Raw genomic sequence first — 13,921 nt, forward strand, 5'->3', positions numbered from 1 at the left:
CCACACATCCACCACGAATGAAAGGAAGCACCATGCCGAAGCCATCCGTCAGCGAAGCAAGCGCCCACTGGGAAGGAAGCCTGTTCGAGGGGTCAGGCAGCGCCACCCTGGAGACCTCCAAGGTCGCCACCTTCGACACCAGCTGGAAGGCCCGCACCGAGGCCGGTGCCGGGACGACCAACCCCGAGGAGCTGCTCGGTGCCGCGCTCGCGTCCTGCTACACGATGCAGTTGTCCAACGGGCTGGCCGAGGACGGTCACCCCGCCACCACACTGGACGCCCGCGCCGCGGTGACCTTCGACCCGTCCAAGGGAGGGATCACCGGCATCACACTCACCATCAGCGGGGACGTGCCCGGTATGAGTGCCGAGGACTTCCGGGAGAAGGCCCGCTGGGCCAAGGAGAATTGCCCGGTCTCCACCGCCCTGAAGTCGGTGCCCAAGGAACTGCGCTTCGAGTAGCGAACAGTCAAGAGCACACCGGAACAGCCGCTGGTCCTGGCGGTCACCGCCTGCCCGACCGGCATCGCGCACACCTACATGGCCGCCGAGAACCTGGAGGCCGCCGCCGAGAAGGCGGGCGTGCGCGTCCGCGTGGAGACCCACGGCTCCATCGGCGTGGAGAGTGCCTTCACCGACAAAGAGATTCTGGACGCTGCCGCCGTCGTGATCGCCGCCGACCTGGCGATCGACACCTCCCGCTTCGTCGGGAAACCGGTGGTCTCCACCGGGGTGGACGACGGGATCAAGAAGTCGGCTGAGCTGCTGGAGAAGGCGTTGAGCGCGCCTGTCGCGACCGGCGACGAAGCGGGCGGTATGTCGGACGCTGCGTCCGACACGGCGTCCCACGACGACCGCCCGTTCCTGCGCAGGTTCGGCGACGACCTCTACCGTGCGCTGATGAACGGCGTCTCCCACATGATCCCGTTCGTGGTCACCGGCGGGCTGATGATCGCCGTCGCCCTGTCGATCGGCGGTGAGCCGAGTGCCGAGGGCCTGGTGATCCCCGAGGACTCCTTCTGGGACACCCTGAACCAGCTCGGCGGGCTGGCGTTCTCCCTGATGGTGCCGGTGTTGTCCGGCTACATCGCCATGGCCATCGCCGATAGACCGGGCCTGGCACCGGGCTTCATCACCGGCCTGGTCGCCGTCACCGGTGACCTGTACGGATCGGAGGCGGACGCCGGGTTCATCGGCGGCATCATCACCGGTATTCTCTCCGGTTACATCGCCCTGGCGATCCGCAAGATCCCGGTGCACAAGCACATCCAGCCGATCTGGCCGATCATCGTCATTCCGGTGCTGACCACCCTCATCGTCGGTGCGCTGTTCATCTACCTGCTCGGCCTGCCGATCGCCAACCTCTTCGAGGCGATGACGGAATGGCTGGAGGGACTGCAGGGTTCCTCGGTGCTGCTGCTCGGTGTGATCATCGGCGCGATGATCGCCTTCGACATGGGCGGCCCGCTGAACAAGACGGCGTTCCTGTTCGCCGGGGGTCTGATCGCCACCGGAAACGCTGCCCCGATGGGCATGGCGGCCGCGGCCATTGCCGTGCCGCCGCTGGCCGCCGGGGTGACCACACTGGTCGCCCGCCACCGGTTCAACAAGTCGGAGCGGGACTCCGGTATAGCCGGTCTGTTCATGGGCTTCTTCGGTATCTCGGAGGGTGCGATCCCGTTGGCGGTCGCGCGTCCGCTGCAGATCATCCCGGCCAATGTCATCGGTGGCGCGGTCGCCGGTGCGCTGGCCGGCCTGTTCGGGGTGAAGGACAATGTGATGCACGGCGGGCCGATCGTCGCCGTCCTCGGCGCGGTCGAGGGCATCGCCTGGTTCTTCCTTGCCCTGGTCGTCGGTGTGGTGGTCACCTCGGCGGTGCCGCTGCTGCTGATGGCGGTGACGGTCGGCGGTAAAGGCAGTGACAACGGCAACGACAACGGTAAGGACACGCCGTCCGACCTCATCGACGCCGATACCGTGGTGCTGACCAGTGCCGCCACCGACCGGGACGCGGTGATCCGTGCCCTCGCCGGACAGGCGGAGAAGCAGGGACGTCTCGACGTCAGCCCCGTCGTCGACGCAGCCTTGGCACGCGAGGAACAGTCCACCACCGCGGTGGGCAACGGTGTGGCCATCCCGCACGCCCGGACCGCGGCGGTGAGCGTCCCGACGCTGGCGTTCGGGCGGTTGGCGACGCCGGTGGAGTGGGACGCTCCGGACGATGAACCGGTCGACCTCGTATTCCCCATCGCGGTACCGGAGGATGCGGGTGAACAGCATTTCAAGATCCTCGCGAAGCTTGCCCGCGCCCTGATGAAGGACGATTTCCGCGAATCGTTGCGGTCTGCGTCGTCCGCGGAAGACGTCGTCGACCTGGTGAAGGATCTCGGTGTCGAGGACGTCGGTGCCGTGCCTGCGTGACCAGTGACAGTGTCCGTCGAGCCGTGTACTGTCATGGGTGTCAGACCTTTCGACCTCGGTTGAAAGTACTGCACATAAAACAGCCCCGGAAGTGCTTCCAACACTGCCAGGGCTGCCCGAGCACCAACGTGCCCGGCCTCTTCGGTTCAGGCTCCTACCTGAACCATCCGAGGATGTCGGTTTGCGATATCTACTACCTCGCTTGCCACTGTGATCCCGATCAGGACCGTGGCGGCGAGGTTCTTTCTATCGCGACCGGTCCGGACACGGACGGCGATGCTGTATTCCGTTCAAGCACCGACCGCTGCGGACAACTTCCTGTCCGAACGGCATGGCAAGCTTGCAGGGAGACCTCACTGACGGGGTCGTCAGGAGGAACATCCGTCAATGCCACGACCGCAGCACCGCCCGGGAGTTGTTCCCGCCGCCGACGGCGAAGCGCTACGCAGCCACCTCTTCGGTATCCGCTGGCCGCTGTTCTTCCAGGCCTCACCGACCCCGCCGTCCCGCAACCCGGTCGACTACGACGCGGACACCACCCCGGTCCAGTTCATCTGGCGCATCATCTTCGCCGCCCGCCGATTCACCATCCCCGCAGCGTTCCTGCTGGGTCTCAGTCAGGTCGCCGGAGCGTTACTGCCCGTCGCTGCCGGTACCGCGGTCGACTCCGGTATCGCCACCGGCAACACCGGCCAGCTCGTCCTCTGGTGTGCCGCAGTGATCGCGCTGGTCGTCGTGAATTCCATGGCCACCCGCTACGGTTCACGCTGCGGCATGTACGGCATGCAGACCGTCCAGCACCGCCTGCGCATGACCGTCACCGAACGCCTGCTGCACCCGGCCGGCATGAAGAACCGCACCCTGGGTGGTGCACAGCTGGCCGTCGCCACCGGCGATGTCTTCCGCGTCTGCGCCACCATGCAGCTCGGCGTGTACCCCGTCGGCGAACTCGTCGCCATCGCCGCCGGTGGAATCGTCCTGTTCACCATCGCCTGGCCACTGGGACTGGCCGTGCTCATCGGCGCCCCGTTGATGATGTGGATCATGGCCGTGGCCGGGCGCCCCATGCAACGCCGCAACAAACAACAACAGGCCCGGGTCGCCGCCGCCACCGGCCAGGCCGCCGACCTGATCACCGGCTACCGCACCATCAAGGGGCTACGCGCCGAGGCGAACTCCACCGCCCGCTACATCACCGTCAGCCAGGAGGCACTGCAGGGTGCACTGACGCTGCAGAACTCCCGTGGGATCTACTTCGCCTCGATGAACGTGGTCTCCGGCTGCCTCGTCGCCGGCCTGGCCGTCGGTGCCACCGCGATGGCATTGGACGGCCAGTTGAGCGTCGGTGAACTCATCGCCGTCGTCGGTGTCACCCAGTTCATGATGGGCCCACTCGCCGGACTGCCGCGGTCCATCGGCGCAGTGTGGGCCACGGGTGTCGCCTCGGCCTCCCGAGTCCTCGACCTGCTGAACACGCCGTACGACGTCCCGCCGCGCCACGGTGACGCGCAGCCACCAGCCGATCTCGGAATCACCGCCGTCGACATCACCGTGAACCCCGGCGAACGCGTCGGCATCCGCGCCTCCGGCGCCCCGGCCCGCGAGTTCGTCGCCCACCTTGCCTCCGGTGACGAGGGAGTCGTCCTGCACGGCGACGGGCAGACGGTCACCGCAGCAGATGTTCCGCTGGAGCTGTACCGGCGCAGCGTCCTGGTCACCCCACACGCCGCCGACATCTTCGACGGCACCGTCACCGACAATCTCGCCCCCTCGGCCGCGAGCCCCGCGGCGATGCAGGACGCACTGGTCGCGGCGTCCTGCACGGACATCCTCACCGCCCTGCCGGACGGTGCGGACAGCCGCGTCGGCGAATCCGGCACCCGGCTCTCCGGTGGGCAACGCCAACGCATCGCCCTGGCCCGGGCCCTGGCCGTCGAGGCGCCGGTCCTGGTGCTGCACGACCCGACCACCGCCGTCGACGCCATCACCGAACACCACATCGCCGAGGGCATCGCCGGCATGCGTGCGGGACGCACCACCCTCATCGTCACCGAATCTGCCACCCTGCTGAATTCCTGCGACCGGGTGGTGACGCTGTGAAAACGAACACCGACACCGACACCGACATCGGCGACCGCCTACCCACCGCCACCGGCCCACGCACCGCCCGGGTGCTGTGGCAGGAACTCACCGGCCGACGCTGGATGCTCGTGGTCTCCGCGATCATCGCCGCCGTCGCCGCCGGCATCGAACTGATCGCCCCGGCCACCCTCGGCCGGGTCGTCGACGACATCACCGGCGACGGCGACGGTTGGCCGCCGTGGGGTTACGCCGTGGCGATCATCGGCTCCATCGTCGTCGGCGGGGCACTGCAGATCGTGGGCGTGCTCTTCGCGAACTACTGCTGCGAACGCGTGCTCGCCGGGATCCGCGAACACCTCGTGGCCACCGCACTGCGGTTGCCGCAGCAGCGCGTGGAACGCAGCGGCACCGGCGATCTGATCAGCCGGGCCAGCGACGACGTCGCCCAGGTGTCCGGGGCACTGCAACAGGTCGTGCCGGTGCTGTCCTCGACGGTATTCACCGTGCTGCTGACCGTGGCCGGGATGAGCGCCCTGGACTGGAGGTTCGGGCTGATTCTGGTGGTGATGCTGCCGGTGTACTGGCTGGCGCTGCGCTGGTACCTGCGTCTCGCGCCGCCGATGTACGCCGCCCAACGCATCGCTTTCGGCACCCGCGCGCACCACGTCCTCTCCTCGCTGCGCGGCATCGACACCCTCACCGCTTTCGGGCTGGACGACCTGCACCAGCAGCGCATCGGACGTGCCTCCTGGGCAGTCGCCGGCTGGTCACTGCGCGCCCGCACCGTGATCTCGATGTTCAACTGGCGGATCGACGCCGCCTTCGCCGTCGCCGTCACCGTGGTGCTGGTCATCGGCTTCGTGCTGGTGGACGGCGCTGCGGTCACCGTGGGTGCGGCGACCACGGCGGTGCTGTTCTTCCTGCGGCTGCAGGGGCCGATACGGGCACTGATGAGCGTCATCGACACTCTGCAGCTGGCCACCGCATCGCTGAGCCGGATCGTGGGGGTCACCGACCTTGCACAGGACGCAGGACGCCCCGGGCCCGCAGTCAGCGACGCGGCCGGACTCACCGACGTCAGTTTCTCCTACACCGAAGGCCCACAGGTCCTCCACGACGTCACGGTGCACATCGCACCCGGCGAGCACCTGGCGGTCGTCGGCACCACCGGTGCCGGCAAGACCACGGTCGCCTCCCTGCTGGCCGGGGTGCACACCGCGGACAGCGGTGAGGTGACCGTTCCAGCGAAAACCGCGCTGATCAGCCAGGAGACCCACGTCTTCGCCGCCACCCTGCGCGACAATCTCGCACTGGGCACCACCGAGGTCACGGACGGGCAGATCATCGCCGCGGTCACCGCTGCGGGTGCCGAGGATCTGCTCGCGCAACTGCCGGACGGCCTGGACACCGATCTCGGTCCCCAGGGCTATGCGCTGACCACCGCGGATTCCCAGCACATCGCCCTGGTGCGGGTGCTGCTCGCCGACCCGGACCTGGCGATCCTCGACGAAGCCACGGCCGAAGCAGGTTCGGCACACGCCCATGTGCTGGACGACGCCGCTGCCGCCGTCCTGCAGGGACGCTCCGGCGTGGTCATCGCCCACCGGCTGAGCCAGGCCGCGGCCTGCGACCGGATCATCGTCATGGAACACGGGCGGATCATCGAGGACGGTACCCACGAGCAGTTGCTGGAGTCTGGCGGTCAGTACGCCCGGTTGTGGGCCGCGCAGCATGCCGGGTGACGGTGTCGCATGTGCTGTGTAAAGTAGACAAGGAACAACCCCAGCGGTGTTGGTTCACCGCCAGGGCTGCCCGAGCACCAACGTGCCCGGCCTCTTCGGTTCAGGCTCCTACCTGAACCATCCGAGGGTGAATCAACCAAGACAACCACCTCCTTCGCGCAGCGAGGAGGGCGGCCATGATCGACCGCACCGTCTCGCACTCTATAAGGCGGCTCGGACATGAACGATGCCCCTGGTAGCGTCACCTGCATGATCGACCGCTTCTACTGGGCGGCCTCCGGGGCAGGCCTGTCCGAGCACGCCTGGGCCACCGCCGAAACCTCCGGCGCCGCCTGGGTCGGCAACGACGCCTCCTCCCACCTCTCCCTGCTGCGCTCCACCGTTGTCCAGGAACTCGCCTTCGGCATGGAGCAGCAGGGCGTTGACCCGGAGACCATGGCGTCCCGCATCGAGGCGGCACTCGATGTCTGGGACCTGCGGGCCGTCGCCGAGCGGGAACCCTCACGCCTGTCCACAGGGCAGACGCGCCGGGTGGCCATCGCCTCAGCCCTGCTGCGTGACCCCGGTGCGCTGGTCCTGGACTGTCCGACCGACGGGTTGGACGCCGCGGCCGTGGAGATCCTGCGCACCACCCTCAACCGTTTCGACGGGGACGTCACCGTCTACGACCGGGTGCGCACCGCGCTGGCTGACGATGCCGCCGCGGAACTCACCCTCGACGGCACTCCCGCCGCAGCCCCGGCACCCCAGGTCGACCATGCCCCGGTACCCGGTCAGGGGAGCGTCCTGACCATGGACGCGGTGACCGTCACCCGCGGCCTCTTCACCGCCGGCCCAGTGACCATGCGAGCTGCCGGCGGGCAGGTCACCCACCTCGCCGGGCCGAACGGATCCGGTAAGACCACCCTGATGCTGGCCACCCTCGGTCTGCTCGACCACCAGGGCGAGCTGGACGCCCCGACGACCGGTTGGGCGCCGACCGGGATGGACGCGGCGTTCTCGAAACGCACCGCACTGCGCGAACTCGCCGTCGGCACCGACGCCGCCCACGCCGAGGCCGCGCTGGTCTGGGTCGGACTGGAGAAGTGGCGGGACGTCCACCCCTTGGACGTCCCCAGCTCGCCGCGACGCATGCTCGCCGTCGCCGCAGCCCTGGTCCGCGGGCCCGGCCTGCTTATCCTCGACGAACCGACCGTCGGGTTGGACGCCGAGGGCTACGCCTGGCTCGCCCGCGTCATGCGCGGCTATGCGGCGGGGGAGTACCACGCCGCCCTGCGCGCGGCCGGTGTCGAGCCGCTGTGGGACGAGGGCCTCCCGGCCGTCCTCTGGTCCTGCCACAACGCCACCTTCGCTGCCGCGGTCAGCGATGCCGCGGTGCAGTTGGCTTGACCCTCACGTCGCGTCAGGGAGGAGTATCTGGTTCATGAACACCGAATTCACCGTCAGCCAGGCCGCCGACTTCCTCGGCGTCACCGTCCGCACCCTGCACCACTGGGACGCCAAAGAACTGCTCGTCCCGGAGACCCGCACCTGGTCCGACTGCCGCATCTACACCGACGAGGATCTCGCCCGCGGCCAACGCATCCTCGTCTACCGCGAGTCCGGCGTCCCGCTCGCCGAGATCGCCGAGCTGCTCGACGCCACCGGTTCCGATGAGCGCATCCACCTGCTGCGCCAGCGCGAGATGCTCATCGACCGGCGCAAGGGGGTCGAGCGCATGCTCGCCGCGGTGGACGCCCTGATCGCCGAGGCCGACAGTGGTGTCTACACCGGCCCGGTGCCACCCCGGAGGGTCCGGGAGATCCTCGGGCCCGACTGGGACCCCGACTACCAGCGCGAGGCCGAGGAACGCTGGGGCGACACCGAGGAATGGCGGCAGGGGCAGGACGCCATGTCGAAGATGGGTGAGGCCGACTGGAAGAACATCCGGGAGGAGGGCGACCGCTTCGCCCGTGCCCTCGCCGACGCGCACCAGCGCGGCGTCCTACCTGGTTCGGAGGAGGGCAACGCCCTGGCCGAGCGGCAACGCGCCTCGCTGTCGTACTGGTACGAGGTCACCCACGACCGGCAGGTGATCCTGTCCGGCATGTACCTCGCCGATGCCCGCTTCCGTGTCAACTGGACCGTCGACGGTGAGGACCACACCGACTTCCTCGTCGACCTGATCCGCGCCAACGCCGCGGCACAGGGGGTGGACACCGACAACCCCACCTGGTGATTCGCCTGGTAGCGTTTCCAGGCATGTACACGCCTGACGTCATCGGAACGCCACTCGCCCCCAACGCCACCAAGGTCCTCCTGCTCGGATCCGGCGAGCTCGGACGCGAAGTCACCATCGCCCTGCAGCGCTACGGGGTGGAGGTCCATGCCGCGGACCGCTACCAGGGCGCCCCCGCCCACCATGTCGCCCACGCCGCCTACACCCTCGACATGACCGACCGGGCCGCGATCCGCGCCCTGATCGAGGAGGTCGGCCCCGACTTCGTGGTGCCGGAGATCGAGGCGCTGGCCACCGATGCGCTGCAAGAGGTCGAGGACGAGGGTGTGGCCACGGTCATCCCCACCGCCCGCGCCACCCGCCTGACCATGAACCGTGAAGGCATCCGCAACCTGGCGGACAAGGAGCTCGGCCTGCCGAACTCCCGCCACGTCTTCGCCTCCACCTACGAGGAGTTCACCGCCGGTGTCGAGGAGGTCGGCATGCCGTGCGTGGTCAAGCCGGTGATGAGCTCCTCGGGCAAGGGCCAGTCCTATGTGCGTTCCGAGGACGATCTGCAGGCCTCCTGGGACTACGCCATGAGTGGCGCGCGGGTGGCGAACCAGCGCGTGATCATCGAGCAGTTCGTGCCCTTCGACTACGAGATCACCCTGCTGACCGTGCGGTCGCTGGACCCGGGGACCGGTGAGGGCGTCACCTGGTTCTGCGAGCCGATCGGTCACCGCCAGGACCGCGGCGACTACGTGGAGTCCTGGCAGCCGGCCCAGATGACCCAGGCCGCCCACGAGGCCGCCCGCTCCGTCGCCGCCCGCATCACCAGCGCGCTGGGAGGACGCGGCGTCTTCGGTGTGGAACTGTTCATCAAAGGTGACGACGTGTACTTCTCCGAGGTCAGCCCCCGCCCGCACGACACCGGCATGGTGACCATGGGATCCCAGCGCTTCAGCGAGTTCGACCTGCACGCCCGGGCGATCCTGGGTCTGCCGATCGACACCACGCTGATCTCCCCGGGTGCCTCCGCGGTGATCTACGGTGGGGTGGAGAGCAGTGAGGACGCCTCCGCCGGCGCCGAGTTCCCCGCGTACTCCGGCCTGTCCCAGGCGCTGGCGGTGCCGGAGACCGAGGTGCGGATCTTCGGCAAGCCGGTCAGCCACGAGCGTCGCCGCATGGGTGTGGCGTTCTCCACCGCGGAGAACGTCGAGATCGCCCGTGAGCGGGCGAGCCAGGCGGCGGACACTGTGACGGTGTCGCTGCAGGGCGTTTCGGACGCTCCGGCCGACGCCGACGGCGAGTGGGGACGCCGCTAGTCGTCCTGTTCTAGTCGTCCGACTCGGTGTAGGCGTCCACCTCGACCTGCACCAGCCAGCCGTCGACGGGCTGGTCGGCGACCCCGATGGTGAGCACCGTGGGTTTGGTGGGGTTGTCCTGTCCGGGCAGTGGCGACGAGGACGTGGTGGTCGCAGTAGTTTCGGTGGGTTCAGCGGATTCGGACGGCTCCGCGGGCTCGCTGGTCGCCGGGGCCGAGGTGGGGGAGGTGGTCTCAGTGTCCGAGCTTTCAGGGTCCTTCGTGACCGTCAGCGCGCTGGGGGTGATCAGGCTCTCCCCGGAATCGGGGTCTACGTTGGCGAAGAAGGTGCGGTACGCACGCTGCCACCCCTCGTAGTCCGCACCGTCCGGCCCGTCGGTGAGGTACACCCGGATGCTGGCGACATCGAGGATCCTGACCTCTTCGGCACTGAGCTCGTCGTTGATCTTCGACAGTACTCCGAGTGCCTGGGCTTCGGTGGGGGTCATCCGTCGTTTGAGTGTCCCCTCGTCGGTGATCAGCGACGGATCGATGAAGCGCAGGGGGTCGCCTTCCTCGGCGTCCTCGTTCAGTTCGTCGGGGCCGGTGGCGCCGATGCGGTACAGGTCGGCGCTGGAGGGCACGGAGACCGCCCGGGCGTTGGTCTCGCTCTCCTCGGCGGAGGAGCTGAACACCGTCTCATCGAATCCGCAGGCACTGAGTCCGAGTACAAGTGTGGATCCGGCAAGCACGGCGAGGGGGCGCTTCATCTTCGGGGGCTCCGATCTTGGGCGGGCGCTGCAGGCTACCTCCACACCCTACCGGGATGTCTGTCCACCGTCGGAACCCGGATCTTGCGTCAGATTTCGTCCTGGACGGACGTCGATGACCTGCGGATTGTCCTGACCGTCGCGGCTGAACCTCCAATTTAGAACATACGTTCCCATCAGGAACCTGGGCGAAATATTGCTGTCCAGTGCAGTTGTTAGTGTACGAAGTGCACCATTCGACAATGTGATCGTAAATACTCTGACGGCAGGAGAACCCATGAACGTCGTACCATCACCCCAGGCAGGTGGCGAGGTGGCAACCCCACTGACCCGTCGTGAACGGGCCGGGTTGGCGTTGCAGTTCTCGGGGAGGATCAACCGTGCAGAGCTGGAACTGGTGGAGTTCCTCGCCGGGGTGCCGGCAGATCACCGTCTGTCATCCGCGGAGGTGATGCGCCGGCGACGTACCGCCGAGTCGCACCGCTACGTCCACGCCGCCGAGATCGCCGAACGGATGCCGGACCTCTTCGCCACGTTCCGGGCGGACGGCCGTTACTCCGTGGACCACCTCGACACCCTGTGGAGCCGGGTGAACCGCCACGCCAGGGCACTCCGGACCTCCGACCCGGCCACAGATGTTCTCCTGGACGTCCTCGATGCCGCAGTGGCTACGGCGATTCGTGACTGGGTGGACCGGACCAACATCACTGCGATCACAGCCTTGTCCGATGTCGCCGATGAGGCGCTGGTGGCGGTCGCCCCGCTGGTGGTGGCGCAGACCGAGGAGCGCGAAGCAGAGGAAGTACGGTTGACCCGTCAGGGGACGAAGTTCGTCCTGGATTGCGGCACCGAGGTCATCGCCGAGTCCTTGTGGTCGTCGATCAGCGACGTTGCACTGGACTGGCGGCGGGAGCACGCCACGCAGGACGCCGCAGTGCCGGACGGGGATGCGCCGGCTGCGGCCCCGACGATGAGCGAATGTCGGGGCGAGGTTGTCCTCGGCATCCTCGGCGGACGCATGGAGCAACTCTCCGTGACCGTCAACATGTACACCCAGGAAGGTGCCGGCGGATACCTCACCGGAATCGGGTGGGTCTCACCGACGACCGCGGCCACGCTGGCCGGGATCGCCGAGCAGGTCCGGAACCTGCCGGAACGTGCCGAGGTTCCGGCGACAGCGTCCTACCGTTTCACCACGGTGCAGCGGGCACTGATCGAGGGGAGGGACGGACGGTGCCGATTCCCCGGCTGCTGCGTCCGGGCCGACCGCTGCGACCACGACCACCTGGTCAGCTCGCCGCACACCGATCCGACCAGCGACGGGCCGACCAGTGTGGAGAACGGGATCGCGTTGTGCCGGACCCACCACCAACTGAAGACCTTGGGGATATGGCGAGTGACCAGCCCGGATGATGCAGTCACCCTGCACTGGGCAGGACCAGGGAAGATCACCGCCACCACCACAGCCGCCGGCCCCCTGTCACCGGCGCACCTCGGGCCCCGGCCTGACGAGGCCGACCCCCCCACCCCCGGTCCTCGATAAAGCAGCGGAGCCGGGCTACAGGTGCGCGCCGACGGACTGACAGGTCTCGCTACCGCAATGCGCGGTGGCGGGCGACGCGGCGCAGGAGTCGCACAGCAGGACCATCTCGCGGCAGTCCTCGTTCACACAGTTGTGGAAGGTGTTCGTCGCCTCGCCGCAGTGCACGCAGTGGCCGAGCTGTGCGGCGTCCTCACTGAACTCCATGTGCATCCGCTTGTCGAAGACATACAGCGAGCCCTCCCACAGGCCCTTGTCACCGAACTGCTCGCCATAGCGGACGATACCGCCGTCGATCTGGTACACCTCGTTGAACCCACGGTTGCGCATCAGGGCGCTGAGCACCTCGCAACGGATGCCGCCGGTGCAGTAGGTGACCACCGGACGGTCCTTGAGATCGTCGTACTTGCCGGAGTCGATCTCGGTGATGAAGTCATGCGTGGTCGTCACATCCGGCACCACGGCGTTCCGGAACTTCCCGATCTGCGCCTCCATCGCATTGCGACCGTCGAAGAACACGACCTCCTCACCAACCTCCGCCCGCTCCTCGACAAGCTCATTGACCTGCTGCGGGCTCAGATGCGTGCCACCGCCGACGACACCGTCCACGTCGACGGCAAGCTCCTCGGGGGCCCCGAAGCTCACGATCTCCTCGCGGACCTTCACCGACAGTTTCGGGAAGTCCTCGGCGGAGCCGGCCGACCACTTGAACTCCATGTCCTTGAACCCCGGAAACTCGCGGGTGCGGCGGATGTAGAGCTTCACGCTGTCCAGGGGACCGCCGACGGTGCCGTTGATCCCGTGTGGGCTGATGATGATGCGCCCGCGCAACCCGAGCGACTCGCACAAGGTGCGCTGCCACAGCATCACCGCAACCGGATCGGCGATCGGGGTGAACTGGTAGTAGAGGAGGATGCGTGTCTCGGAGTTGGTTCCTTTGGTTCCCACGCAGGTCACTCTATCGGCGACCGGCCACGAGATTGAAAACCGGCGGACCCCGTACCCTGGGACAGGTGGACGAGCTTTCTGCTGTGGCTTCTGAACCTGCCGTGCCGTTGATTCTCGAGCATCTCGACACCCATGATCCCGGCGGAGTCCGTGGGGTGTATCTGTACGGGTCAGCGGTGACGCCCGGTCTCACGGTCCACAGTGATGTTGACCTGCTCGTCGTCGTTCGGAGGAGCTTGAACCAGGCGGAACGACACCAGTTGTCTGCGCTGTTGCTGCAGGTCTCGGGATGGTCGGGCCATGCCGATGATCCGGCGGTGTCGTCGCGACGTCCGGTCGAGCTGACGGTGCTCGTGGAACACGGCAGTCCCCGTCGGATCGACTACCAGTACGGCGAATGGCTCCGCGCGGAGATCGCCGCCGGGGCTCTGCCTCGCCCGGTCAGCGACCCTGATGCGGTGGTGCTCCGTGCAACGGCACTGGATGCGTCACGTACGTTACGCGGTCCGGACCCGGATCAACTGCTGGAACCGGTGTCAGCGTCGGAGTTGCGGGCCGCGATGATGGGCGCATTGCCGGACGTCCTGGCCGGTGTCGACGGCGATGAACGCAATGTGCTGTTGACGTTGGCGCGGATCCTGGTCACCGTCCGGACCGGACGGATCGTCTCGAAGCACGTGGCGGCAGCACAGGCGGGGGAGTGGGTTCCTGGGGTGGCCGGCCCCCTTGACCAGGCGAGACGGGGGTATCTCGGCGAAGACGGCCACTCGACGCAGGACGCACGGTCGGCTGCCGCTCTGTTGGCCGACGCAATTCGTGATGAATACTCCCAGGGGCGTCCGGGCAGAGAAAAAGGCACCGCTGCCATGGGTGGCAGCGGTGCCGGTTGACGCGGGGTCGCCGGTGAGGGGTGCCC

11 protein-coding genes are annotated in these 13,921 nt (G+C 67.8%); 9 read left to right on the plus strand and 2 right to left on the minus strand.

Features of this window, described 5'->3' with window-relative positions; all coding sequences use genetic code 11:
• Positions 1 to 32 precede the first annotated feature (32 nt).
• From ACTXPP_RS01250 to purT, 7 genes are all read left to right on the plus strand, one after another.
• Positions 33 to 461 carry an OsmC family peroxiredoxin gene (locus ACTXPP_RS01250; protein ID WP_301494870.1) on the plus strand — a complete coding sequence of 143 codons (429 nt, stop codon included), beginning with the start codon at positions 33 to 35 and terminating at the stop codon, positions 459 to 461.
• A gap of 30 nt (positions 462 to 491) precedes the next feature.
• On the plus strand, positions 492 to 2,420 hold the full coding sequence (locus tag ACTXPP_RS01255) for a fructose-specific PTS transporter subunit EIIC (protein WP_443340627.1): 1,929 nt from the start codon (positions 492 to 494) through the stop codon (positions 2,418 to 2,420).
• A 387-nt stretch (positions 2,421 to 2,807) separates the two neighbouring features.
• Entirely contained in the window at positions 2,808 to 4,520 is a 1,713-nt protein-coding gene (locus ACTXPP_RS01260) for an ABC transporter ATP-binding protein (protein WP_443340492.1), read from the plus strand.
• Positions 4,517 to 6,244 (plus strand): ABC transporter ATP-binding protein, encoded by a 1,728-nt coding sequence (locus ACTXPP_RS01265; RefSeq protein ID WP_443340493.1) that lies wholly within the window; start codon positions 4,517 to 4,519, stop codon positions 6,242 to 6,244. The genes ACTXPP_RS01260 and ACTXPP_RS01265 overlap by 4 nt, the downstream gene beginning before the upstream one ends.
• Positions 6,245 to 6,463: 219 nt before the next feature.
• The gene (locus ACTXPP_RS01270; RefSeq protein ID WP_301525401.1) at positions 6,464 to 7,633 is read left to right on the plus strand and encodes an ATP-binding cassette domain-containing protein; all 1,170 of its coding nucleotides are present in this window, start codon (positions 6,464 to 6,466) and stop codon (positions 7,631 to 7,633) included.
• Between the two features lie 34 nt (positions 7,634 to 7,667).
• Positions 7,668 to 8,462 carry a MerR family transcriptional regulator gene (locus tag ACTXPP_RS01275; RefSeq protein WP_443340494.1) on the plus strand — a complete coding sequence of 265 codons (795 nt, stop codon included), beginning with the start codon at positions 7,668 to 7,670 and terminating at the stop codon, positions 8,460 to 8,462.
• 23 nt (positions 8,463 to 8,485) lie between these two features.
• On the plus strand, positions 8,486 to 9,769 hold the full coding sequence (purT, locus tag ACTXPP_RS01280; RefSeq protein WP_443340495.1) for a formate-dependent phosphoribosylglycinamide formyltransferase: 1,284 nt from the start codon (positions 8,486 to 8,488) through the stop codon (positions 9,767 to 9,769).
• A 10-nt stretch (positions 9,770 to 9,779) separates the two neighbouring features.
• On the opposite strand, the gene ACTXPP_RS01285 is transcribed toward purT, so the two are convergent.
• Positions 9,780 to 10,517, minus strand: a complete 738-nt coding sequence (locus ACTXPP_RS01285) for a RidA family protein (RefSeq protein WP_443340497.1) — start codon at positions 10,515 to 10,517, stop codon at positions 9,780 to 9,782.
• Positions 10,518 to 10,794: 277 nt separating this feature from the next.
• Here ACTXPP_RS01285 and ACTXPP_RS01290 point away from each other — a divergent pair, with 277 nt between their 5' ends.
• A complete protein-coding gene (locus ACTXPP_RS01290; protein ID WP_443340498.1) occupies positions 10,795 to 12,060 on the plus strand; it encodes an HNH endonuclease signature motif containing protein in 1,266 nt (421 codons plus the stop codon).
• Positions 12,061 to 12,075: 15 nt separating this feature from the next.
• Here the strand turns inward: ACTXPP_RS01290 and trhO are convergent, their stop codons facing one another.
• Entirely contained in the window at positions 12,076 to 13,005 is a 930-nt protein-coding gene (trhO, locus tag ACTXPP_RS01295) for an oxygen-dependent tRNA uridine(34) hydroxylase TrhO (protein WP_301494856.1), read from the minus strand.
• 83 nt (positions 13,006 to 13,088) lie between these two features.
• On the opposite strand from trhO, the gene ACTXPP_RS01300 reads away from it, so the two are divergent.
• The gene (locus ACTXPP_RS01300; protein WP_301520527.1) at positions 13,089 to 13,895 is read left to right on the plus strand and encodes an aminoglycoside adenylyltransferase domain-containing protein; all 807 of its coding nucleotides are present in this window, start codon (positions 13,089 to 13,091) and stop codon (positions 13,893 to 13,895) included.
• The last annotated feature ends 26 nt before the right edge of the window (positions 13,896 to 13,921 follow it).

This window comes from Candidatus Corynebacterium faecigallinarum (assembly GCF_052264515.1).
In the GTDB taxonomy this organism is placed as follows: Bacteria; Actinomycetota; Actinomycetes; order Mycobacteriales; family Mycobacteriaceae; genus Corynebacterium; species Corynebacterium faecigallinarum.